A 23,755-nucleotide genomic window follows, 5' to 3' on the forward strand; every position below is an offset into this window, starting at 1 on the left:
GCATGACTACAGATCGCGCAACAGGATCGTCCGGAACCGGTGACGCCCCGGTTGGGCGGGATGCGGTCGTGTCGGCGGTGCTGACTCACGCCGCTGAGCTGTTCGCCGAGCGTGGCCCGGCCGCGACCTCCATCCGCGATATCGCGGAGCGGGCAGGGGTGAATCACGGCCTGGTGTTCCGGCACTTCGGGGCCAAGGATCAGTTGGTGGCCCGGGTGCTGGACCATCTCGCCGCCGAATCCGGTGCGGCGCTGGACCGTTCGGGTCCGGGGGACCGCTCGCCGCTCGATGCGGCGCTGCGCACGCATCTGACCGTGCTGGCCCGCAGCATCCTGGACGGCTATCCCGTCGCGCAATTGCAGCGCGACTTCCCGGTGATCTCGCGATTGATCGAGCGGGCCCGGCCGTTCCACGAATCGGAGCACGACGCGTCCCTGGCCGTGGCCCATGTCGCGGCGTTGTCGCTGGGCTGGCAGCTGTTCGGATCGTTCCTGCGGGGTGCGGCTGGTTTGGAGGATATGTCCGAGGCCGAATTGCAGCGCGACATCGATGCCGAGGCGGCCCGCATCCTGCTGTCCGATCCCGCCGATCCGTTCCCGCCGGCCGAGTGAGGCGGCGGCCGAGAATGTCGGCCCAGGTCGGTACGGTTGATTCGTGAATGAGCGAGTGCGGCGATGAGTGAGGGGTTGTTCGAAGCTCCGGGTGCGCCGGCCGACCCGGAGGAATTCTCGATGGGGCAGGCCGCGGGGCGGTTGGCGCCGCTGGCGGTGCGGATGCGTCCGGCGAGTCTGGACGAGGTGGTGGGGCAGCAGCATCTGCTGGGCGCCGGGTCGCCGCTGCGCCGGCTGATCGAGGGATCGGGTGCGGCGTCGGTGCTGCTGTACGGGCCGCCGGGAACCGGTAAGACGACGCTGGCCTCGCTGATCTCCCAGGCCACCGGTCGCCGGTTCGAGGCGTTGTCGGCGTTGTCGGCCGGGGTCAAGGAGGTTCGGGCGGTCATCGATGTGGCCCGTCGCCGGTTGCTGTCCGGCGAGCAGACGGTGCTGTTCATCGATGAGGTGCACCGGTTCTCCAAGACCCAGCAGGACGCGCTGCTGGCGGCGGTGGAGAACCGGGTCGTGCTGCTGGTGGGCGCGACGACGGAGAATCCGTCCTTCTCGGTGGTGTCGCCGCTGCTGTCCCGGTCGCTGGTGCTGCAGCTGAAGTCGTTGTCCGAGAACGATATCCGGCAGGTGCTGCGGCGGGCCGCGGAGGATTCGCGCGGACTGGGCGGTGCGTACACGATCAGCGAGGAGGCGCTCGATCACATCGTGCGTATCGCCGGGGGAGATGCGCGTCGCGCGCTGACCGCGCTGGAGGCTTCGGCGGAGTCCTCGCTGGACGGCAGTGTCGGGGTGGATCTGGTGGAGGCCAGCGTCGATCGCGCGGCCGTGCGCTACGACCGTGCCGGAGATCAGCACTACGACGTGATCAGCGCCTACATCAAATCCCTGCGCGGTTCGGATGTCGATGCGGCGTTGCATTATCTGGCCCGGATGATCAGCGCCGGTGAGGATCCGCGCTTCATCGCTCGACGTCTGATGATCCAGGCCAGCGAGGACGTCGGCATGGCCGACCCGAGCGCATTGCAGACCGCGGTCGCCGCCGCCCAGGTGGTGCAGCTGGTCGGCATGCCCGAGGCGCAGCTCGCCCTCGCGCACGCCACCATCCACGTCGCCACCGCGCCGAAATCGGGCGCGGTGACCGCCGCGATCGGCGCGGCCATGTCCGATATCGGCCAGGGCAAAGCGGGCGCCGTCCCCCCGCACCTACGTGACGGCCACTACGCCGGCGCCGCGAAGCTCGGAAACGCCCAGGGTTACAAGTACCCCCACGATCACCCCGACGGTGTCCTGTCCCAGCAATACCCACCTGACGAACTCGTCGGCACCGACTACTACACCCCCACCGACCACGGCTACGAACGCGAAGTCGGCCCCCGGGTAACCAAGCTCCGCCGCATCGTCCGGGGTCGCTGAGGTCACCCACTCCGCTGCAATATCGCTGGACTGGTGCCGGTAGGCTTGATATTCGTGCAGACCCACGAGATTCGACGGCGCTTCCTGGACCATTTCGTCCGTGCCGGCCACACCGAGGTGCCCAGTGCCTCGCTGATCCTGGCCGATCCCAACCTGCTGTTCGTGAACGCAGGCATGGTGCAGTTCGTGCCGTATTTCCTCGGTCAGCAAACCCCGGCATTCGCGACCGCGACGAGCGTGCAGAAGTGCGTGCGCACCCTGGACATCGAGAACGTCGGCATCACCACCCGGCACAACACCTTCTTCCAGATGGCCGGTAACTTCAGCTTCGGCGACTACTTCAAGCGCGGGGCGATCGAGTTGGCCTGGTCGCTGCTCACCGGGTCGGTCGAGGACGGCGGTTACGGCTTCGATCCCGAAAAGCTGTGGGCCACGGTCTATCTGGACGACGACGAGGCCGAGAAGATCTGGCTGTCGGTGGGTGTGCCGCCGGAGCGGATCCAGCGTCGCGACATGGCCGACAACTACTGGTCCATGGGTATTCCCGGACCGTGCGGCCCGTGCTCGGAGATCTACTACGACCGCGGCCCGGAGTACGGGCGCGAGGGTGGACCCGAGGCCGACGAGGATCGCTACCTCGAGATCTGGAACCTCGTGTTCATGCAGAACGAGCGCGGTGAGGGGCGCGGCAAGGACGATTTCGAGATCCTGGGCCCGCTGCCGAAGCAGAACATCGACACCGGTATGGGCGTCGAGCGGGTCGCGTTCCTGCTGCAGGGCGTGGACAACGTCTACGAGACCGATCTGTGCCGTCCGATCATCACCCGGGCAGAGGAGCTGACCGGCCGGTCCTACGGTGTGGAACACGCCGACGACGTGCGGTTCCGCGTCATCGCCGATCACGCCCGCACCGCGGCCATGCTGATCGCCGACGGCGTCAACCCCGGCAACGACGGTCGCGGTTACGTGCTGCGCCGTCTGCTGCGCCGCATCGTGCGCTCGGCCCGCCTGCTGGGTGCGGACAAGCCGGTGATGAGCGAGTTCATGTCGGTCGTGAGCGAGCTGATGACCCCTTCGTATCCGGAACTGGCCACCGATTTCAAGCGGATCGAGACGGTCGCCGTCGGTGAGGAGACCGCGTTCCTCAAGACCCTGGCCACCGGTTCGAAGCTGTTCGACGACACGGTTGCCGAGGTGCGCTCGACCGGTGGGTCGCGGATCGGTGGCTCGGATGCGTTCACGCTGCACGACACCTACGGCTTCCCGATCGATCTGACTCTGGAGATGGCCGCCGAGGCCGGGCTCGAGGTCGACGAGACGGGCTTCCGCTCGCTGATGGCCGAACAGCGTCAGCGCGCGAAGGAGGACGCCCAGTCCCGCAAGCACGCGCACGCGGATCTGACCATCTACAAGGAGCTGGTCGACCGCGGTCCGACGGAGTTCACCGGATTCGACGAACTCACCTCGGAGGCAAAGGTTCTCGCGCTGATCTCGGACGGCGTGCGGGTGCCGGTGGCCGCCGCGGGGCAGGACGTGGAGGTGATCCTGGACCGCAGCCCGCTGTACGCGGAGTCCGGTGGTCAGATCGCCGACCGGGGTTCGCTTACCGCGTCGGGGCTGAAGGTGCGCGTCAACGACGTGCAGAAGATCGCCAAGCAGCTGTGGGTGCACAAGACCACGGTCGAGCAGGGCCGGATCACCGAGGGCGATACGGTTCTGGCGCAGGTGGATCCGGCGTGGCGGCGGGGCGCGACCCAGGGCCACTCGGGTACGCACATGGTGCACGCCGCGCTGCGGCAGGTGCTCGGTCCGAACGCGGTGCAGGCCGGTTCGCTGAACAAGCCCGGTTATCTGCGTTTCGACTTCAACTGGCAGGGCCAGCTGTCCGAATCGCAGAAGGCCGATATCGAGGCCGTCTCCAATGACGCTGTGGGCGCGGACTTCCCGGTGAACACCTTCGTCACCGATCTGCCCAAGGCCAAGTCGATGGGCGCGATGGCGCTGTTCGGGGAGAACTACGGCGACGAGGTGCGCGTGGTGGAGATCGGCGGCCCGTTCTCGATGGAGCTGTGCGGTGGTACACACGTCGAGCACTCCTCGCAGATCGGCCCGATCACCGTCCTCGGTGAGTCCTCGGTCGGTTCGGGCGTGCGGCGCGTGGAGGCGTTCGTCGGCCTGGACTCGTACCGTTATCTGGCCAAGGAGAGAGCGCTGCTGGCCGGTGTCGCTTCCTCGCTGAAGGTGCCTAGTGAAGAGGTGCCCGCGCGGGTGGAGCAGCTGGTGGAGCGGCTCAAGGTCGCCGAGCGGGAACTCGACCGGACCAAGGTGCAGGCCGTGCTGTCGCAGGCCGGGAAGTTCGTCGAGGACGCCGAGCGGGTCGGCCGGGTACTGCTGGTGGCCGCTGCCGCGCCCGAGGGTGTCGGCGCGGGCGATCTGCGCACCCTGGCCGGGGATATTCGCGGTCGTTTCGGCAGCGAACCGGCCGTGGTGGTGCTGCTGGGCAACGACGGCGGCAAGGTGCCGTTCGTGGTCGCGGTGAACAAGCCCGCAGAGGATCTCGGTTTCAAGGCCGGGGACCTGGTCGGCAGCTTCGGCCCGAGCATCGCCGGGCGTGGCGGCGGCAAGCCGGAGATGGCGCAGGGCGCCGGCTCGGACCCGTCGGGGATCGCGACCGGTCTGGCCGCCGTGCGCGCGCGGGTGGCCGAGCTCGCCGACTGATGCACAGCTCCCCGGGGGACGAAACTTCGGAGGGGTCCTCACCGGCGTCCGGTCCTGTGTCCGATCGCCCGGATGCCGCGACCGATCCTGGTCGCGGCAGGCGGATCGGCATCGATGTGGGCACGGTCCGGATCGGTGTCGCCTCGTGCGATCCGGACGGAATTCTGGCCACTCCGGTGGAGACGGTGGCGCGTGCCGGAAAGGGCAAGGGCGGCGCCGGTAAGGGGCGCGCGGGAGGAAAGGGCGCTTCGGCAACCGATCTGACGCGTATTGCCGAGATTGTGCGGGAATACGAAGCGGTCGAGGTGATCGTCGGGCTCCCGCGCACGCTTCGTGGCGAGAACGGCGCGTCGGCGGCGCTCGCGACAAGGTTTGCGAAGAGTTTGCGATCGATGGTGCCCGATGTGCCGATAAGACTTTCCGACGAACGTTTGACTACGGTGGCAGCTGCACGTGCACTGCGAGACAGTGGAGTTCGCGCACGTGGGCAGCGGCAGATGATCGACCAGGCGGCGGCCGTATCGATCCTGCAAGGGTGGTTGGACGAACGGAGTGCGGTGTTAAGGTCGGCCGGTGACGCAGGCGGCGGGGTGGGCGAATGAATGACCGCTGGCTCCGTGCCGAAGAACGTCTTCGGCGCAGCACCGAGGAGCGGCGGTACCGTCGCTCGGACAATTGGGCGGAGACGGACGACCGTGCCGCACACAGTGCACAGAACCGGGCCGTGCGAGGCTCGGAGCTGGGTGCGCCACGCGGCGCGGAACCGAGGCCCGGTCGTCGGGCGCGGCATGCGGCCCCGGACGAGTGGGACGAGCGCGAGGACGACACCACGATCATCCCGGCGTACCGCGACGAGTACGAGGACGGGTATCCCAGCGGCGAATTCGCGTACGGCGCCGATCAGGCGTACACCGGCGGACATCGATACGTCGATCCGGACGGTTATGGCGAACCGGAGTACGCGCAAAACGAGTACGCCGAGGACTATTACGACCAGGAGCCGCTGCCCGAACCTGAACCCGAGCCGCGTCGTGCGCCACAGCGGTCGGGGCCTCGCGGGCGAGGCGCTCGGGAGGAGACCGCGCGTTCGCGGTCCGGTGCCCGCACGGGCCGCGAGCAGACCGGTGGCAAACAGGCGGCCCGCAAATCAGGCGCTCGTGGCGCGGGTGCGGGTACGCAGCGTTCTCGTAAGCAGGGTTCGCGGGACGAGCCCCCGCGCGGCCGGTCCGGACGCGGGCGGCGGTCCCGGGTCGCCTCCCGCAAAGCGGCCGAGCGCAAGCGCCGTCGCCGGAATCTGGTCTACGTCGGCACCGTGTTCGTGGTGTTGTTCGCCGTCGCGGTGGTCTATGCCGGATACAAGTTCCTCGGCGGGTTCGCTGGTCCCGACGACTACACCGGTGCGGCCGGACCGTTGACGGTGGTGCGTGTCGCGCCCGGCGACACCGCGGAGCAGATCTCCAAGACGATGGTCGACAAGGGCGTGGTCAAGAGCTCCGGTGCGTTCTATCAAGCGGCCGTGCGCGATTCGGGGATGAACTCGGTGCAGCCCGGCTATTACGCGGTGCCCACGCACAGCAAGGGCGCCGATGCGGTGACCGCGATGATGAGCAAGGACGCCCGGGTCGGCAACGTGGTCATCTCCGAGGGCCGGCGGCTGCACGATTCGACCGACGCGAACACCGGCTCGCGCAGTGACGGGATCTACCGCAAGATCGCCGACGCCAGCTGCCTGGGCAGCGGCAGCGAGAAGAAGTGCGTCTCTTACGAGCAGCTCGACGCGGCCGGGGCGAGTACCGACCTGAACGCGCTGGGCGTGCCGCAGTGGGCGATGGATTCGGTGCGTCAGGTGCCCGACCGCACTCGGCAGCTCGAGGGGCTGATCGAAGCGGGGACATGGGATTTCGATCCGAGCGGGACACCGCAGCAGATCCTGGCCCAGTTGGTCCGGCAGAGCGCGCAGAGTTACGAGTCGACGGGTTTGCTGACCTCCAATGCCAACGGACTGAACCCGTATCAGACCCTGACCGCTGCCTCGCTAGTGGAGCGCGAGGCCCTGCCCGCGGATATGCCCAGGGTGGCGCGGGTGATCGTCAATCGGCTCGCGGTCAACCAACCGCTGCAGTTCGATTCGACGGTGAACTACACCCTGGACAAGCTCGCGGTCGCCACCAGCGACTCGGACCGGGCCAAGCGGACCCCGTGGAACACCTACGCCATGTCGGGGCTGCCCGCGACGCCGATCGCCTCACCGTCGCTGGGCGCGTTGCGCGCGATGGAGAATCCGACGCCGGGGCCGTGGCTGTATTTCGTCACCGTGGACAAACAGGGCACCACCCTGTTCACCGACAGTTACAGCGAACATCAGCGCAATATCGAAAAGGCCAGGCAGAGCGGAATTCTCGACAGTGGACACTAACGCCGCCGCACCGGTGCGCCCGCACCGCCGGGCGGCCGTACTGGGCAGTCCGATCGCGCATTCGCGTTCACCGCGACTGCATCTGGCCGCGTATCGCGCGCTCGGCCTGGACTGGACCTACGAGCGCATCGAGTGCACCGCTGAACAGCTGCCCGGCCTGGTCTCCGGATTCGGGCCCGAATGGGTGGGGTTGTCGGTGACGATGCCGGGCAAGGTGGCCGCACTCGAGTTCGCCGCCGAGCGCAGCGAGCGGGCGGTGCTGGTCGGCTCGGCGAATACGCTGGTGCACACCGCATCCGGGTGGCGGGCGGACTGCACCGACGTGGACGGGGTGCGTGGCGCGCTGCGCGGCGGCGGAGTCGAGAAGGTCGCCGAGGCGGTGGTGGTCGGCGCGGGCGGCACCGCGCGGCCCGCGCTGCTGGCGCTGTCCGAACTCGGGGCGCAGGGGGTCACGGTGGTGGCGCGCGATGCGGGCCGCGCCGCGAGCGCACTGGAATTGGCCGCGCGCCTCGGCATGTCGGCGACAGTGATCGATTTCGACGCGGATCGGGTGCGCGCCGCGTGCGCCGGCGCCGACGCGGTGGTCAGCACGGTGCCCGCGAACGGCGCTGCGGCAGTGGCGGATTCGATCGCCGCCGCGCCGGTGGTGTTGGATGCCATCTACGATCCGTGGCCGACCCCGGTCGCCGAGGCGGTCGTGCGGGCCGGTCATACGGTGATCAGCGGGCTGCAGATGCTGTTGCATCAGGCCTACGGTCAGGTCGAGCAGTTCACCGGCGCGGATGCGCCTCGTGCCGCGATGATCGCGGCGCTGGACGGCTGAGCCGCCCGGTCCGGGTTGTAGAACTGTAACCGGTTACTATTTTTCCGAATCCTTCGGCAGGTTAGGGTGGACGACATGAATGCGTGGGTGTTACGCGCCGTAGGTCTGGGCGTGTTGACGGTTGTCCTGCGAACCCTGCTGGGCTTCGGGATGATCTATTGGCCGACCCAGGGCGCCTGGATGCGCTTGGTCTGTCTGATCGTGTTGATCGCCGCCGGAGTGGCCTGGGGCCTGGCCGACGGTCGCGGTGATCGGCGGGCCAATCCGGATCCCGAGCGTGGCGGTGCGGATCTGACCATGCGCTGGCTCAAGGCCGGTGTGGTCGGCGGGCTGGGTTCGGGCATCGTGGCCTGGGCCCTGGACTACATTCCGTCCTTCGACCTCGGTGACAACGGACTGGGCTTCGAGATCACCGCGGGCGCCGCGTTCATCGTGCTGATGATCTTCATCCCCGCCATGGTGGGCGTCGCACTCGGGCGCTTCCTGGTCGCCCGGGAGAACAACAAGGCGGACAAGGGGTCGGCGCAGCCGTCGACCGACCACGCCGCCAGTCCCGCCTGACCCTTCGAAAACGACGATGCCGTTCCGGATTCGATCCGGAACGGCATTTCGCTTTCCTCGGTGCGACCGTGACTACAGCAGGATCGCGCCGCCCTGGGGCGCGTCCTCGCGCGCGATGGTGGCGTAGGCGGCGGCCAGCAGCGACGGATCGGGGCCCTCGAGACGGCCGGGCTTGGCCAGACCGTCCAGGACGACGAAACGCAGCATGCCCGCGCGATTCTTCTTGTCCGTCTGCATGCCCTCCAGCAACTGCGGCAGTGCGTCGGCGTCGTAGCTGGTCGGCAGGCCCACACTGGTCAGAATGGCGCGATGCCGGTCGGCGGTGGCGTCGTCCAGGCGTCCGGCCAGACGGCCGAGTTCCGCGGCGAAGACCAGGCCCACCGACACCGCCGCGCCGTGCCGCCACCGGTAGTGTTCCCGGCGCTCGATGGCGTGGCCGAGGGTGTGCCCGTAGTTCAGGATCTCCCGCAGACTGGATTCCTTCAGATCCGCCGCGACGACGTCGGCCTTGACCTGGATGGAACGGCGGATCAGTTCCGGCAGCACATCCCCGGTGGGATCGAGTGCGGCCTTCGGGTCGCGTTCGATCAGTTCGAGGATGACCGGGTCGGCGATGAATCCGGTCTTGATGATCTCGGCCATCCCGGCGACGATCTCGTTGGGCGGCACCGTCTCCAGGGTGGCCAGATCCACCATGACCGCGGCGGGCTCGTGGAACGAGCCGACCAGATTCTTGCCCGCCTCGGTATTGATACCCGTCTTACCGCCGACGGCCGCGTCCACCATGGCCAGCAGCGTGGTGGGAATGTGGATGACCTGCACACCGCGCATCCAGGTGGCGGCCACGAATCCGGACAGGTCGGTGGCCGCGCCGCCGCCGAGGCCGATGACCAGGTCCTGACGGGTCAGTCCGATACGTCCCAGCACCTCCCAGCAGAAACCGGCCACCGGCAGGTCCTTACCGGCTTCGGCGTCCGGGATCTCGATGCGGTGCGCGTCGATTCCCTTGTCTGCCAAGGCTTTGCGAACCACCTCGGCGGTTTCGGTCAGCGGCGGCTGATGGAAGATGGCGACGGTGCGTACGGCGGGACGTCCGGTCACCTGTTCGACGAGATCCCCCAGCAGGCCGCGTCCGATGATCACCGGGTACGGCGCTGCGGTGCGGACGTCGATGCGGATCGGGTCGGTCATGCGGTCTGCTCCGATTCTTGTTGTGCTCGTAGGGTGCGTGCGCGGCGTGCCCGGCTCCACCGGGACCGGCCTGTCGCGTCGTCCGAATCCCGGTGTGCGCTAGTGGTATTCGGGACAGAGGTCGGGCCTTCGGGTTCAGGGGTGGCCGACTCCGGGGCCGGTCTCGGTGTGGGGGGTCCCGCCGGGCGTTTGGCCGCGCGGGAACGTCGCGCCCCGGTCGCGCGCGAAGGTGCGGCGTTCTCGCGGGCGGGCGGTGCGGTGGTCTCGCGGGTAGGTGGTGTGGTGGTCTCGGCGGACGGTCGCTGGGGAGTGGCGCGTGACCTCGACCGGGATGTGCCCGAGCGAGCCTGGTGTGCCGCGCCGGAATCGGAGCGGGAGGCATTTCGCCGTCGGGGTGCGGACGCCTGATCCGGAACCGGTTGTGCGGCAGTTGATTCGGACTGCGATTCGGCGGCGGTGGTCGGGGCGTCCGGTGTGGTCGCGGCGGGGCGCTGACTCTTCGAACGGCGACGGCCGCCACGTCGGGATCGGCGGGATCGGCGGGTGCTCGTCGCAGTGCCGGTGGTCGAGGCATCCGTTGTGGGTGTGCCCGGTTCGGCGGTATCGGACGTCCGGGTGGCCGCGGCGTCGGTCGAGTCCTGCGCCTCGGTGGTCGAGACCGCTTGTGCGGCAGCTTTGTTCGCTCCGCGGGAACGGCCGCCGCGGCGGCGTCGCCGGGACTTGCGGGCAGTCGGGGCGGCGGTCTCGGCGGGAGGTGGTGTCACCACCGGCTCGACGGGTTCGAGTCCCAGCCTGGTCAGGATGTTGCGCACCACGCGGCCGGGGCTGCGGCCGTCGGTGCGCACCCGGACCGAGGCGACCTCGCGATACAGCGGACGGCGGGCCTGCATGAGCTCGCGATATTTGGCCGACGGGTCGGCGCCGGCCAGCAGCGGCCGGTGGGTGGCCGCACCGGTGCGCCGAAGTCCTTCGGCGACACTGATTTCCAGATAGACCACAGTTCGCTCGCGCAGTAGTGCGCGCGTCGCGGCGGACAGGATCGCGCCGCCGCCCAGCGAGACGATGCCGTCACCGGCCTGCACCGCCCGGCGGACCACATCCTCCTCGATGCGCCGGAATTCGGGTTCCCCGTCGGTGGTGAAGATCTCCGGTATGGAGCGTCCGGTCTCGGCCTCGATCACCGCGTCGGTGTCGACCAGTTCGGCGCCGAGTTCACGGGCCAGTTTGCGGCCGATCGTGGATTTACCCGCGCCCGGCGGCCCGACCAGCACCACGCAGGGCCGGTGCGGGCCGGTCTCGCAGGTCATGAGACCGCGGAGCCCGATGGCACATGGGGGCGGGTGCTGATCCGCTTCAGGTAGCCGTCGATATTGCCGATGGTCTCCGATAGCGAGTCGCCGCCGAACTTCTCCAGCGCGGCCTGGGCCACGACCAGCGCGACCATCGCCTCGGCGACCACACCGGCGGCGGGCACCGCGCACACGTCCGAGCGCTGGTGAATCGCCACCGCCTCGTCGCCGGTGGTCATGTCGACCGTGGCCAGCGCCCGCGGAACCGTCGAGATCGGCTTCATCGCCGCACGCACCCGCAGCGGTTCGCCGTTGGTCATGCCGCCTTCCAGGCCACCGGCGCGGTTCGTCGAGCGCAGTACCCCGTCCGGGCCCGGACGCATCTCGTCGTGTGCGGCGCTGCCGCGCCGCCGCGCGGTCTCGAAACCGTCGCCCACCTCGACGCCCTTGATCGCCTGAATGCCCATGAGTGCGGCCGCCAGGCGCGCGTCGAGGCGATTCTCGCCGCTGGTGAACGACCCGAGCCCGACCGGCAGACCCTCCACGACGACCTCGACCACGCCGCCGAGCGTGTCGCCATCCTTCTTCGCGGCCTCGATCTCCTCGATCATCGCCGCCTCGGCAGCCTTGTCGAATGCGCGTACCGGGCTCTCATCGATCGCGGGCAGATCCGCGGCGGTGGGGACGACCCCGGCCGGAGCGGTCGCGGTGCCGATGGACACCACATGCGAGATGACCTCCACGCCGAAAGCCTGCCGCAGGAACTGCCGCGCGACCGTGGCGGCGGCGACGCGTGCGGCGGTCTCGCGGGCGCTCGCGCGCTCGAGCACCGGACGCGCGTCGTCGAAGCCGTATTTGAGCATGCCGGAGTAGTCGGCGTGCCCGGGGCGAGGGCGGGTCAGCGGGGCGTTGCGGGCCAGTTCGGCGAGTTCGGCCTCGTCGACCGGATCCGCGGCCATCACCTCGGTCCACTTGGGCCACTCGGAGTTCGCGATCTGGATCGCCACCGGTCCGCCCATGGTGCGGCCGTGCCGGACCCCGCCGAGCACGGTGACCTTGTCGGCTTCGAACTTCATGCGCGCGCCGCGCCCGTAACCCAGGCGTCGTCGCGCCAGCTGTCCCGCGATATCGGCAGAGCTCACCTCGACACCGGCCACCATCCCCTCGAGGATCGCGACGAGGGCGGGACCATGGGATTCTCCGGCAGTTATCCAGCGCAGCACGCCTTCCATCTTTCCACGTCAAGACCGCTGGTCGGACATCTGGCCCGGCGTCGTGCGGGATCGTGGTCCGGTGTGAGCCCGGACGGGCCCGTGCTCGGACGGCGAAATCGCAGCTACGCGGGCATGGTGCCGCAGATCGCCGATGACCCGGGTGGACACGGTCGAGACCAGGTCAGTGCGCCAGCACCAGGGCGCCGAGGGTCGCCAGGCACATCGCCGGTCCGTGTGGAACGCCTCGGTCCGCGGGCGCGGCGCGGGCCGGGTGAGCGCGCACTCGCACGAGCGCTCCCGCCAGCGCGGTGAGGACCGGTGCGCTGACTGCCGCCCACACCCACACCTGCGCGCCGCCGTAGGCCGCCGCCGCGCCGAGACCGAGCGCCAATTTCACATCGCCCGCCCCGAAGGCGGCCGGAAACGCCAGATGGATCACCAGATAGGGCGCGGCGAGCAGGAGTGCGCCGAGCACCGCGGCGGTGCCGCGTCCGGTGGCCGCCGCGGCACCCAGTACGGTTACCGCACCCGGTCCGGTGAGCGCGTTGGGCAGGCGGCGCTCACGCAGATCGATGACGCTCAGCGCAACGCACCATCCGGTGAGTGCGAGGAATGCGGTGACGGCGAGGACGGACATGCGCTCATCGTGCCCGTACCGAATGGTCCGCGGGGGCCGCGACCAGCAAATGTGGATAACTTCGAAGTTGTGAATAAATGACGCTTCAGAATTCCGCGGAGTAGGGCATTCGCCCAGCTCGCCGAGCGGGCGGCCGTTCCGGCCGGGCTGTGTAGCAGTATGGGGATACGACATGGGGATGTTCGGGGCCGACAGCGGTAGCGTTGAGGCCATGTCTGCTGATCACGGTGCCCGGCGCCCCGACCACGGAGCCCGCCGGGCTGCGTTGCGGGACCTACTGGTGGAGAACAGGGTCGATGCCCTGCTGGTGACGGACCTGGTGAACATCCGGTATCTGACCGGATTCACCGGATCCAATGCCGCCCTGCTGGTCTACGCCTGGGACACGCCCGAAGCGCGCACCGTGATCTGTACGGACGGCCGGTACATCACGCAGGTCGGCGAGCAGGTGCCGGATCTGCGCGCGGAGATCGCGCGGGCCAGCGCGCGCCGGATCGTGGAGTTGGCCGGGGAGTGGCAGACCGGGCGCGTCGGCTTCGAGAGCCATGTCGTCACGGTCGACCAGCACCGCGGCTTCGTCGACCAGGCCACCGGACTGGAACTGGTCGCGGCGCCCGGCCTGGTGGAACAGCTGCGCATGGTCAAGGACGACTACGAGGTGGATCGGTTGCGCGCGGCCTGTGCGGCGGCCGACGCGGCGCTGGCCGCGCTGCTCGAGCGCGGCGGCATCCGGCCCGGCCGCACCGAGCGACAGGTCGCGCGGGATCTGGAATGGCTGATGTTCGAGCACGGAGGTCAGGCGGTGGCTTTCGAGACCATCGTCGCCGCGGGCGCGAATTCCGCTGTGCCGCATCATCGCCCCACCGACGCGGTGCTGGCCGCGGGTGATTTCGTGAAACTCGATTTCGGTGCGGTCGTCGACGGCTACCACTCGGACATGACCCGCACCCTCGTCCTCGGCGAGCCCGACGACTGGCAGCGCGAGGTGTACGACCTGGTTCGCGAATCGCAGCGGGCCGGGCGCAAGGCGCTGAAACCGGGTGTGGGATGCGCCGAGGTCGATGCGGCCGCACGGGGCGTGATCGACGCGGCAGGGCACGGCGAGCTGTTCGTGCACGGCCTGGGACACGGCGTCGGTCTGCAGATCCACGAAGCGCCCGGTCTCGCCAAAACGGGCACGGGTACACTGCTCGGTGGCGTGGCGGTGACCGTCGAACCAGGTGTGTACTTCCCGGGCCGCGGCGGTGTCCGGATCGAGGATACCCTCGTGGTACGCGAGGGGGGTCCCGAGCTGCTCACGCTCACCAGCAAAGACCTGACCGTCGTCGACTGACGCGCGGCCCGAACAGTAGTTACTTCACGACAAGGAGATCCGAGGACAGTGGCGGACACCAGCGACTTCAAGAACGGCCTCGTGCTGAAGATCGACAATCAGCTCCAGCAGATTGTCGAGTTCCAGCACGTCAAGCCGGGCAAGGGTCCTGCCTTCGTACGCACCAAGCTGAAGAACGTCATGTCCGGCAAGGTGGTCGACAAGACGTTCAACGCCGGCGTGAAGGTCGAGACCGCGACGGTCGACCGCCGCGATATGACCTACCTGTACCACGACGGGTCGGACTACATCTTCATGGACGGCGACACCTTCGACCAGATCAACCTGGGCGAATCCGTACTGGGCAAGTCCTCGGGCTTCCTGCTGGAGAACATGAGCGTCCAGGTCGCGATGCACGAGGGCGAGGCGCTGTACGTCGAGCTCCCCGTCGCCATCGACGTCGTGGTGACCCACACCGAGCCGGGCCTGCAGGGCGACCGGTCCAGCGCGGGCACCAAGCCCGCCACCGTGGAGACCGGCGCCGAAGTGCAGGTGCCGCTGTTCATCAACCAGGGGGACAAGCTGCGCATCGATACCCGCGACGGTTCCTACATCAGCCGCGTCAACTCCTGACCCGAGGGAAGCCAGCGACTGTGGCCGATCAGCCCGGGGACAAGAAGTCCCAGTACAAGAAGCTCGGCGCCCGGCACAAGGCGCGTCGGCGCGCGGTGGACCTGTTGTTCGAGGCCGAGGCGCGCGATATCGACGTGACCGAGCTGATCACCGAGCGGGTGCAGTTGTCCACCGGCGACGATTCGGTCGCGCCGGTGAACCCGTACACCAGCACGCTGGTCGAGGGTGTGGCCGACGATCTGGACCGGGTGGACGGCACCATCGAGTCGTACCTGCAGGACTGGACGCTCTCGCGGCTGCCCGCCGTGGATCGCGCCATCCTGCGGGTCGCGGTGTGGGAGTTGTTCCACGCCAACGACGTTCCCCCGGTCGTGGCCGTGGACGAGGCGGTGGAGCTGGCCAAGGAGTTGTCCACCGACGATTCGCCGAGCTTCATCAACGGTGTGCTGGGCCAGGTGGTCCGGGTGGCTCCGCAGGTCCGCGCGGCCGCGGCGGCCACTCGCAGCACGCCGGTTTCGGGGTCCGAGGAGTAGTTTTCCGGACCTGCGGAGTCGTTTCGCGATCGGGCCGAGGATCCCGCCGAGCCGGGGCTTCGGCCCGATCGCGTTATGGGGCAGTCGGATTCGGCTGCAGGATGATCGTTCCGGTGGTCTGCCGGTCCTGGACCAGTCGATGGGCGTGCGCCGCCCGATCCAGCGGCAGCGTCCGGTCGATCAGTGGCTCGAGTCCGCCCTGTGCGGCGCGCTCGAGCACCTCGGCGCGGGTGGTGGCGACGAGATTCAGCCAGGCCGGGCCCGCGCAGCCGGTGTAGGTGAGGCCGCGGGCGAGCAGGTCCGTGGCGGTGATGGGGGCGGGCTCTCCCGACAGCGAGCCGTACCCGAGCATCCGGCCGTGCAACGGGGTCATGAGATCCAGGAGTTCCGCCGCCGACGAGCCGCCGATCGCTTCGAACGCGACATCGATCGTGTTGCCTGCGAGGATGTCTCGCAGTTGGCGCGTCCAGTGCGGGTCGCGGTGGTCGAGGACCTCGTCCGCGCCGAGCGCGCGGGCACGACCGGTCTTGTCCCCGCCCACCGTGGCGACGACGTGTTTCGCCCCGAATTCCTTCGCCAGCTGGGTGAGATAGCCGCCGACACCGGTGGCCGCGGCCTGGACCAGGATCGTTTCGGTACCGGTGAGTGCTGCCCGACGCAGCAGAGCCGTCGCGACCGATCCGCCCATCAGTACCGCGGCGGCCTTCTCGGTCGGCAGTTCCGCCGGGATCACGATCGCGGATTCCGCTGGCACGCAAACCATTTCCGCATACGCTCCCGAGCCCGCGGTGACCGCGACCACTCGCGCTCCCAGCAGTGTGGCATCCACCCCTGGCCCGATCTCGGCGACCGATCCGGCCGCCTGGAATCCGAATACCGCGGGAAGTTCGGCGACCATCGGGAAAATGCCTGCGCGCAGGGCGATCTCCGGATAGAGCACCGGAATCGCGGTGGCCCGCACCAGGATCTCACCGGGGCCGGGGTGTGGGTCCGGCACCTCGCGGGCGAGGAGTACCTCGGGCTCGCCGACGGCGGTCATTACGATTGCCTGCATCGAAACTCCATAAGTGGACTGACGGTCAAGTTTCGTTTCCGACGATATGGACCGTCGGTCAAGTTGTCAACGAAGGGACGGCATGTCCGGCGAACCCCGTAAGGAACGCGCCGACGCCGCGCGCAATCGACGCGCGATCCTGGACGCGACCGCGGCGTTGTTCGCCGAGCACGGCGCGGCCGGAGTCACGATGGAGCGCGTGGCGGCCGCCGCCGGGGTGGGCAAGGGGACCATCTTTCATCGCTTCGGCTCTCGGGCGGGGCTGTTGCAGGAATTGGTCGGGGAACGCGCGTTCGCGTTGCGTGAGGCGGTCGTGCACGGTCCGCCGCCGCTCGGGCCGGGTGCGCCTGCGGCGGAGCGGCTGTTGGCGTACTTCGACGCGATGACGGAACTGGCGCTGGACAACCTCGACCTGGTCGTCGCCTACCAGACGTTGCCCGAACATCCCGAACGGGAGAAGCTGCACGCCTTCTGGGCGGCGCATATCACCGGCCTGTTGCGTGAGGCGCGGCCGGAACTGGACGCGGAGACCACCGCGGCCCTGCTGATGGCGCCACTGGGTAGCGAGATGGTCGTTCGCGCGAGGCAGACGGTGGGGCGAGAGCGGATCCAGCAGGGGATGCGGGATCTGGTGTCCTCGGTGCTCGCGCCGCGGTGAGCGGACGAGATCTACGCCCGGCCCGGTGCAGGTGGTAGCGGACCGGTGTTATCCGGTGGACCCGCTGGACGCCGGGGCGGGTGCGGGCGACGGCTTGCCGTTCAGCTGGGTATTGCAATACGCGTCCGAATGCCCGGCGCCCTTGCAGTTCGCCCATTGGACCTGGCCGTCGGTCCACGCGTCGGCGCTCGCCGCCGGCGCCGCGATGCCCACCGCGCAGCAGAATGCCAGGCCGATGACGGGAACGAGTTTTCTCACACCAACCCCCAGATGATCGCGAACAGGGAACCGGCTCCCACAATGCCATGGCCGCGGAACATCCGACCAGGGGAATTATCTGCGCCGATCAGCCAGTGATCAGCAGCGCGCCGACGGCGGCCGCGGTCGCGAGGACGGCCAGGGCGAGTCCGGTGGCCAGGAATCGGCGCATCGGCACGCGCACGCCGTGGGTGCGGCAGAACTCCAGGCACAGCAGGGTGGCCAGGGACGCCCACGGCGTGACCACCGATCCCACGTTCGTGCCGATCAGCAAGGCCAGCAACTGATTCCGATTCCCGGCCGGTATCACCGCCTCGCCTGCGGTGTATGCGGGCAGGTTGTTCGCGATGTTGGACAGTCCGGTCCCGGCGGCCGCGGCACGCAGCGCCCCGGACACGCCGGGATCGTCACCGATCAGGGTGTGCATCAGCGTCGAGAGGCCGAATCGGCTCAGCGTCGGAACCACCAGGAACAAACCGACCACGAAGATCAGCAGTTGCCACGGGATGAGCGACCAGCGCAGCACACGACGATCCAGGACGGCGAAGGCCGCGATCGCCAGCAGTGCCGCCGCGGCCGCGGCCAGGCCGATGCTGTCTCCGACGAGCGGGATGGCGACCACGAACAGCAGGCACGCGCCCGCGGTGACACCCATCAGGATGCGTTCGCGGGAATCGGCCGCGCGCACCGGCTGCGGGGGAACGTAGCGGTCCGCGCCGCGGCGGCGCCGCCGCCAGTACCAGATCCACAACGCCAGCATCGTCATCAGCACCGAGGCCAGCTGCGGCGCCCACATGCGCGCCGCGAATCCGACGCCGTCCAGCCGGACCCGGTTCGCCGCGAGCAGGTTGGTCAGGTTGGAGACCGGCAACAGCAGACTCGCGGTGTTGGCCAGCCACAGCGTGGTCATCGCCAGCGGTAGCGGCGTGATCCGGGCGGGCCCGGCCAGGGCCAGCATCACCGGCGTGAGCAGCACCGCGGTCGTGTCGAGGTTGAGCAGGGTGGTGGTCGCCGTGGCGAACAGCACGCACAGCACGAACAACGCCGCGTAATTTCCGCGGCCCAGGATCGCCACCCGATGCGCGATCACGTCGAACACCCTCGCCCGCCGCGCCAGCTGAGCCAGCACGATCACACTGCCCAGGAACAACAGCAGCGGCGCGATCCGGCGCATATTGCTCGCGGCCTCGGCGCGCGGCAGCAAACCCGTTGCCACGCAGAGCAACCCGGCAACGAGCAGCGCGAACCGAATCCAGTCCAGCAGAGCTACCCGGCGCAGTCTCGCGGATATCGGCAGTGTTCGCGCGGTCGTGGTCCGCTGGTCGAGTTCGGTCTGCTCGGGCATCACAGACATCATCTCAGAGGCCACCGACGCGTTCCGACCGGTCCCGGGAGGACATCCGGGCAACATCGGGGGAATCGCTGCGAGGTCAGCGCGATCCGGTGGCCTGCGGGGGATGTGCCACCCATCCGGCCACGACGGCCAATCCGGTAGGGCGGTGGACGGCCAGGAACCCGAAGGGCCGGTCGAAGTTCACCGAAATTTCGGTCGTGGCGTGAGGGCGGCGGAATGCGACGGCGCGGACCACGCCGACGGCGGTGACCGCGGCGGCCTCGAAACCTTCTCGGGTGAATCGGGCGCGGGCGTTCTGTGCGGCGGCGTCGACGCACAGGGGTGTGTCGGACAGTGCCGGGAAGTGTCCGGCCAATGGGTCGGTCGCGGTGCGCAGGCCGAACAGATCGCGGTGCGCCAGCAGGTCGTGTGCGGAATGGATTTCGAACGGCGGCAACTGGATTCGCAGGGTGTCGGCCACCGCGCGGGTCTGCCGGACGGTCAGGCCGGGGCCGGTGTCGCCGATCTGCAGGGCGGAATTCACCTCGACCGAGCCGTCCAGGACGCCGAGTCCGGCTCGCAGTGTCTCGGCGGGGGAGGCGTCGCCGAGGAGTAGGTGTACGTCCAGGTCGCCGGTACCGCGTACGACGACCCTGGTCACAGGGGCCGGTGCGGTGAGTAGGGCCGCATCACCGAGTGTTTCGGAATTGCGGGACAGGCCCGGTCCGCGATGGCTCGCCCAGGGGCCCGATGCCGGTTCCAGAACGTCGTCGTCGAATGGTATGCGCCACGAGGTTTTCGCGACGATCGCGGTGGCCAGCACCATCAGGGTGTCGGGCCGCACGTCGAGCGGGAAGCGATCGATCAGCCCGCCGGTGTGGCGGTCGGCCCAGGAGTCGAGGGCGGGTTGGCCGGTCAGTTTCTCGACGGTGCCCTCGGGGAGGGCGCGAACCCATACGTCGTGCAGGGTGAGGTCCGGATCGACCCAGACACCGAGCGCGGCGGACGTCGAGTCGGCATCGGCGATTTCAGTGAGCAGGGCCAGTGCGGCGGCTCTCGACTCGTCGGCCGCGATCGACGTGGCGGCGGCGAGTTCGGAGCGCGCGGGTTCGTCGGCGGCATCGGCGAGAATGCCCAGCAGCGGCCAGATTCCGCAGCCCGACAGGACGAAGTCGTCACTTCCCGCCCGCTCGCACCAGCGACCGGTCAGGTCGTTGGCGGCGGCGACATTCGACAGAAGGCTCGACTGCACGTGATCCAGGGTAGCCATCGGGCGATGCCGCATCCGGTGTGCAGCGCACCGGGGGTGTGCCCCGGAACCCCGCCGACGGGTGTACGAAAGAACGACGGGGTGTTCCGCGACCGCATCGGGCGGATTCGCGGACCGGGGTCGGTGATCATCCTGGTATCTCAACCGCACTCGAGGTCAAGGGATCCTCCGCAGAGGACGGACGTGTTCGCGGTCTCGGCGTGTCGAGATATTGTGAGAGACGTTTGTTCTTTCTTTCGCACGAATCGAGGAGGCTGGCGTGGCCGGTATCGGCACACCCGCGGCGCGGCTGGACGAGCTGCGCGGCACGGGCTGCACCCCGCAGCAGGCGTGGGAACTGTTCGACAGCCTCCCCGGAGTTCGCGTCGAGGAGATCACCACCGGTCGCTGGCGCGGTGGCGAACTGGACACCGGACATCCGTGGAAGGGTGTGCTGGTCGGATCCGGCTGGTACGGAAAACAATTCGACAGTGCCGACAGCGTGCAACCGCTGCTGTTCGCCGGACCGGACGAGCACATCTTCCCGGTCGACCCGCGTCGCGTCCCGCTCGCACTCGCGGGCCGGATTCCGCTGGCCGGCGTCCGATTCTGCCGACGGCTGCTGCCGCTGCTGCGTCCGGCCCTGCGGGCGGGATCGCCGCGCGCGCGGCTGCGTGACCTGGAATTCCGCGGCAAGGTCGGCGCGGCGATGGTGTACGACCACCTGCCGATCATCGACTGCTTCCGCCTGGTCGACGGCGATACGCTGCTCGGCGTGATGGATATGCGCGGGATGAGCGACCCGTATTTCTTCATCCTGTCGCGCGATCACTCCTGAGCGCGGCCGAGTGTGCCCGGCGGAATCGCCGCCGGGCGGGCGGTCACTGCTCCATCGAGCGATCGGTGCGGTGCGGGGGCTGCTCGTCGGCCGTGCTCTTGGCGCCGCCGGATCCCGGTGCGGTGGTGGTATTTCCACCGGGTAGCACGCGGAAACCGTTGTGCCAGCTCGATACCGCGGCCTGTGCGGGATTGCGGTTCGGCCGCCCCGAGGTATCGGATTCGGCGCCCAGATCGGCGATGATGCGTCGGATGGTGCGGGAACTCGTGCCCAGTTGCGCGGCGATCTCGCTGGTCGGCGCGTTGTCGGCGTGGAGTTCGCGCACGCGCTCGCGGAACGCCGGATCGCGCCGGTACTGACGATTGGCCTGAGCGGATTCGGACTGCGCCGTCTGCGGTGAGGCGGTCGGTGTCGCCGTTGCCGTGTACGGTCCGGCAGGTTCGGCGTACTCCTGTTCCGGGGATTGGGCGGGTGCCGTCCGTGCGGCGTCCGCCGGCGTCTGCCCCGACGGGTTCGGCGCCATCGGTGGAAGTGCTTGCCCCGCTTGCCATGTCCAGGCCGTATTCGAGCGTGGTTGTACCGCCGGCAGCGTTTGCGTCACTGCCGAGAGGTCCGGATCGTCTGCCGGGGTCTGCGTCGTCGGCGGGAGTGCCTGCCCTGGATCCGGGGTCTGTGCCGCTCGCGGGGTCGGTTGGCCCGCTTCCGGAATCTGTGCGGTCGCCGGGAGTGGCTGTCCTGCTTCGGCCTGCTGGGTCTGTGCCGAGGGGCCCGCTTCCTGCGTCTGTGTGGTCGGCGAGAGCGGTCGGCCGTTTGCCGGGGTCTGTGCTGTCGCCGGAAGTGGTCGGCCTTCCGTCGACGCGGAGGGGAGCTGCTCCGCCGTCGACATCGGTGCTGTCCGCTGCGCTTGCTCGACCGACGACATCTGCTCTGCTGGCGAGGTCGATTGTCCCGCTGCTGAATTCGGCGCTTCCGGTGCGGGCATCCGAGGTTCGGGCTGGGGGCGGCTCTCTTGTTGCGCGGCCGACATCGATGTCGCCTGATCGGACGACGCTATCCATTCTCCTGGAATCGCCTGTGCGCCAGCTGATCTCGATGAGTTCTGCGTTGCAGAGGAGGGGACAGGGGACATCTCGTCCGACACGACTGCGTGCGAGTCGGCTGCCGCACCCGAGGCCACGAGTGCCGGGGCAGCGAACATCCCGCTGGTCGAGGTGTCGGATTCTTCGTCCAGGATCCACGGACTGGGCAGATCCAGATCCACCAGTGCGCCGGTGCCGGACAGGATGCGCAGATTGTCCATCAGCACCGTCCGCGGTGCGCGGGCGTTGTCCACCAGGCCGCCGTCCTCGACCGCGCGGCGCATGACCCGCTGCAGGTGTCGGCGGGCCCGGTTGATCCGTCGCGATCCGGCGCCGGTCTCGCGCAAGGTGCGCGCGTGATCGGCGGCCAGGGCGACGTCGATCAGGCGCCGCTGTCGCGCGGCCTCATCTGCGGTGCGGTCGGTGGGATCCGCGATGCCGAGCCGGATCAGCATGCGTTCGGGTGTGATGCGCCAATTGATTCCGCCCAGAGCGCCGCTGCGGCGACGTTCGAGGGCCATGCTGCGTTCCCATCCCCACGCCGCGACCAGCGGCGCGGACAGGCGGATCAGTACGGTGCCGGCATTGTCCGCATCGGTGGCAGCCAGTACCGCCGACAAGCAGGTGAGCACCCACATGGCGACGCCGTCGATTCCGGCGCTGCCACTGACCTGCTGGGCGCTGCGGGCTCGCAACGCCGAGGTCAGCACCATGATCTCGAGGAATGCGAAGAACATGATCCGCAACGACAACGTCAGGTGCAGGGATTTGTCGAAGAACACCCACATGCCCTGCGCGCTGACACCCGTCGCGATCGCGGCCGCGAGCAGCGTGCCGGCCTGTTCTCCGGTCAGTCCGCGACGCCGGGCCGATCGCACGGCCCAGATCGCGCCCCAGACGACCACGACCGCGCCGAGGGCGGCGAGCACCGTGATCGTGAGATGTGACTCCAGGTTCGTCGCGATCCGATCGATGCCGTTCATCCGCCGGAGGTCCTTCCATTTGCCAAACGCCGAGCCCGGTGATGGTCTCGCGTTCTCGGCCGCACCGCACCCCGAATCATCCGAAAGGGTGGCGGATCACCGATGCGCGGCGGACCGAATCACCGTCGGCGGCATCGGGACAGCGGCGGTCAGTTCTCCTGGAGGATGGCGGCGAAACGTTCGTCGGCCAGATCGAGCTGGGCGAGTATGTGCTGCTTGACGTGTGCGGCCAGCGGTGTGTCGGGCCGGGTGACCAGATCGCGGTAGACGCTGGTGAGCGGGCGATATTTGATCGCGAGCTTCTCCATGGCCGGGCTCGTGGCGTAGAGGATGCCGACACCGTTGTCGGTGAAGTCGGACAGTTTCACCACCCGTGCCCACGGATCGCTCTCCAGACTCGTGGCGATGTGCGCGCGGTATTGGTGATTGCGATCGATGCCCGGCTCGCGGGCGGGATTGGTGACCGCGGCGACGAGTTCGGCGACCCGCTCGCCGAAACGCTCGCGCACCGCGGCGAGAGCGCCCTCGGTCGCGGATCCTTCTCGGCCGCTCGCGAGTTCGGGTGCGTGGTCCTCGACCGCGTCGTGCAGCAGGGCCGCCACGACCAGATCGGTGTCGCGCACCTCGTAGTGGCTGACGATCCGGATCGCCACGCGCAGTAGGTGGCTCAGATAGGGTTCGCGGCCGTACCGGTCGTCGCGATGCAGGTCCGAGACCAATTCGAGTGCCGCGCCGACGCGTTCGGGCTCGTCCAGTTTCGCCGACTCGAGGGCGAGCCTGCGGCGCAGCCCTTCCTCGCCGTGCACCTCGCTGATCGTGTGCAGCGGCATCACGGCCAGAATTCCCGCCCCTGTCGCGTTCATGGCCCCAATCTATCGGGCCGGACCGACGAAGTGACCCATCGGTAGGCGAAATTACGGTGACCGAACGGGGACAGGGTGCGGGCCGCGCGCCGGGG

21 protein-coding genes and 1 pseudogene are annotated in these 23,755 nt (G+C 68.9%); 12 read left to right on the forward strand and 10 right to left on the reverse strand.

What is annotated here, in order from left to right; all coding sequences use genetic code 11:
* The first annotated feature begins 2 nt into the window (after positions 1–2).
* From K7711_RS24010 to K7711_RS24040, 7 genes are all read left to right on the forward strand, one after another.
* Complete coding sequence (locus K7711_RS24010) at positions 3–611, forward strand: TetR/AcrR family transcriptional regulator (protein WP_222971672.1); 609 nt, start codon at positions 3–5, stop codon at positions 609–611.
* Positions 612–674: 63 nt separating this feature from the next.
* Positions 675–2,018 (forward strand): replication-associated recombination protein A, encoded by a 1,344-nt coding sequence (locus tag K7711_RS24015; protein ID WP_222971673.1) that lies wholly within the window; start codon positions 675–677, stop codon positions 2,016–2,018.
* 54 nt (positions 2,019–2,072) lie between these two features.
* Positions 2,073–4,736, forward strand: coding sequence for an alanine--tRNA ligase (alaS, locus tag K7711_RS24020; RefSeq protein WP_222971674.1), 2,664 nt, complete (start codon positions 2,073–2,075; stop codon positions 4,734–4,736).
* Positions 4,736–5,338 carry a Holliday junction resolvase RuvX gene (ruvX, locus tag K7711_RS24025; protein ID WP_222971675.1) on the forward strand — a complete coding sequence of 201 codons (603 nt, stop codon included), beginning with the start codon at positions 4,736–4,738 and terminating at the stop codon, positions 5,336–5,338. The genes alaS and ruvX overlap by 1 nt, the downstream gene beginning before the upstream one ends.
* Entirely contained in the window at positions 5,335–7,152 is a 1,818-nt protein-coding gene (locus tag K7711_RS24030; protein ID WP_222971676.1) for an endolytic transglycosylase MltG, read from the forward strand. Before ruvX ends, K7711_RS24030 begins: the two co-directional genes overlap by 4 nt.
* On the forward strand, positions 7,142–7,975 hold the full coding sequence (locus K7711_RS24035; protein WP_308014912.1) for a shikimate dehydrogenase: 834 nt from the start codon (positions 7,142–7,144) through the stop codon (positions 7,973–7,975). The genes K7711_RS24030 and K7711_RS24035 overlap by 11 nt, the downstream gene beginning before the upstream one ends.
* A gap of 75 nt (positions 7,976–8,050) precedes the next feature.
* A complete protein-coding gene (locus K7711_RS24040) occupies positions 8,051–8,536 on the forward strand; it encodes a B-4DMT family transporter (RefSeq protein ID WP_235747641.1) in 486 nt (161 codons plus the stop codon).
* A gap of 72 nt (positions 8,537–8,608) precedes the next feature.
* Here K7711_RS24040 and aroB read toward each other — a convergent pair whose 3' ends face one another.
* The 4 genes and pseudogenes from aroB to K7711_RS24060 form a co-directional block, all read right to left on the reverse strand.
* Positions 8,609–9,727: a 3-dehydroquinate synthase gene (gene aroB / locus K7711_RS24045; protein ID WP_222971678.1), complete on the reverse strand. Its 1,119-nt coding sequence runs from the start codon at positions 9,725–9,727 to the stop codon at positions 8,609–8,611.
* A 788-nt stretch (positions 9,728–10,515) separates the two neighbouring features.
* Positions 10,516–11,034, reverse strand: a pseudogene (locus tag K7711_RS24050) (shikimate kinase); the annotation flags it as partial.
* The gene (aroC, locus tag K7711_RS24055) at positions 11,031–12,239 is read right to left on the reverse strand and encodes a chorismate synthase (protein WP_222971803.1); all 1,209 of its coding nucleotides are present in this window, start codon (positions 12,237–12,239) and stop codon (positions 11,031–11,033) included. The pseudogene K7711_RS24050 and the gene aroC, both read right to left, overlap by 4 nt.
* Positions 12,240–12,411: 172 nt before the next feature.
* Positions 12,412–12,867, reverse strand: a complete 456-nt coding sequence (locus K7711_RS24060; RefSeq protein WP_222971679.1) for a prepilin peptidase — start codon at positions 12,865–12,867, stop codon at positions 12,412–12,414.
* Between the two features lie 211 nt (positions 12,868–13,078).
* On the opposite strand from K7711_RS24060, the gene K7711_RS24065 reads away from it, so the two are divergent.
* The 3 genes from K7711_RS24065 to nusB are packed head-to-tail and all read left to right on the forward strand — an operon-like array spanning position 13,079 to position 15,345.
* On the forward strand, positions 13,079–14,200 hold the full coding sequence (locus K7711_RS24065; protein WP_222971680.1) for an aminopeptidase P family protein: 1,122 nt from the start codon (positions 13,079–13,081) through the stop codon (positions 14,198–14,200).
* 48 nt (positions 14,201–14,248) lie between these two features.
* Entirely contained in the window at positions 14,249–14,812 is a 564-nt protein-coding gene (efp, locus tag K7711_RS24070) for an elongation factor P (protein WP_222971681.1), read from the forward strand.
* Positions 14,813–14,832: 20 nt separating this feature from the next.
* Positions 14,833–15,345, forward strand: a complete 513-nt coding sequence (gene nusB, locus K7711_RS24075; RefSeq protein WP_040825018.1) for a transcription antitermination factor NusB — start codon at positions 14,833–14,835, stop codon at positions 15,343–15,345.
* A gap of 73 nt (positions 15,346–15,418) precedes the next feature.
* Here nusB and K7711_RS24080 read toward each other — a convergent pair whose 3' ends face one another.
* Positions 15,419–16,399 (reverse strand): quinone oxidoreductase family protein, encoded by a 981-nt coding sequence (locus K7711_RS24080; RefSeq protein ID WP_222971682.1) that lies wholly within the window; start codon positions 16,397–16,399, stop codon positions 15,419–15,421.
* Between the two features lie 82 nt (positions 16,400–16,481).
* Here K7711_RS24080 and K7711_RS24085 point away from each other — a divergent pair, with 82 nt between their 5' ends.
* The gene (locus tag K7711_RS24085; protein ID WP_222971683.1) at positions 16,482–17,057 is read left to right on the forward strand and encodes a TetR/AcrR family transcriptional regulator; all 576 of its coding nucleotides are present in this window, start codon (positions 16,482–16,484) and stop codon (positions 17,055–17,057) included.
* Positions 17,058–17,105: 48 nt separating this feature from the next.
* Here the strand turns inward: K7711_RS24085 and K7711_RS24090 are convergent, their stop codons facing one another.
* The 3 genes from K7711_RS24090 to K7711_RS24100 all read right to left on the reverse strand — a co-directional run bounded on the left by K7711_RS24090 (position 17,106) and on the right by K7711_RS24100 (position 19,900).
* Complete coding sequence (locus tag K7711_RS24090) at positions 17,106–17,315, reverse strand: hypothetical protein (protein WP_222971684.1); 210 nt, start codon at positions 17,313–17,315, stop codon at positions 17,106–17,108.
* An 88-nt stretch (positions 17,316–17,403) separates the two neighbouring features.
* Positions 17,404–18,660, reverse strand: coding sequence for an SLC13 family permease (locus tag K7711_RS24095; protein WP_235747643.1), 1,257 nt, complete (start codon positions 18,658–18,660; stop codon positions 17,404–17,406).
* 85 nt (positions 18,661–18,745) lie between these two features.
* Positions 18,746–19,900, reverse strand: a complete 1,155-nt coding sequence (locus tag K7711_RS24100) for a serpin family protein (RefSeq protein WP_222971685.1) — start codon at positions 19,898–19,900, stop codon at positions 18,746–18,748.
* A 277-nt stretch (positions 19,901–20,177) separates the two neighbouring features.
* Between K7711_RS24100 and K7711_RS24105 the strand changes: the two genes are divergently transcribed.
* Positions 20,178–20,735, forward strand: a complete 558-nt coding sequence (locus K7711_RS24105; protein ID WP_372460180.1) for a DUF4334 domain-containing protein — start codon at positions 20,178–20,180, stop codon at positions 20,733–20,735.
* A 43-nt stretch (positions 20,736–20,778) separates the two neighbouring features.
* On the opposite strand, the gene K7711_RS24110 is transcribed toward K7711_RS24105, so the two are convergent.
* Positions 20,779–22,797, reverse strand: coding sequence for an MHYT domain-containing protein (locus K7711_RS24110; RefSeq protein WP_222971686.1), 2,019 nt, complete (start codon positions 22,795–22,797; stop codon positions 20,779–20,781).
* 149 nt (positions 22,798–22,946) lie between these two features.
* Complete coding sequence (locus K7711_RS24115; protein ID WP_222971687.1) at positions 22,947–23,660, reverse strand: HD domain-containing protein; 714 nt, start codon at positions 23,658–23,660, stop codon at positions 22,947–22,949.
* Positions 23,661–23,755: the final 95 nt, after the last annotated feature.

The sequence above is a fragment of the Nocardia coffeae genome, from assembly GCF_019890715.1.
In the GTDB taxonomy this organism is placed as follows: domain Bacteria; phylum Actinomycetota; class Actinomycetes; order Mycobacteriales; family Mycobacteriaceae; genus Nocardia; species Nocardia jiangxiensis.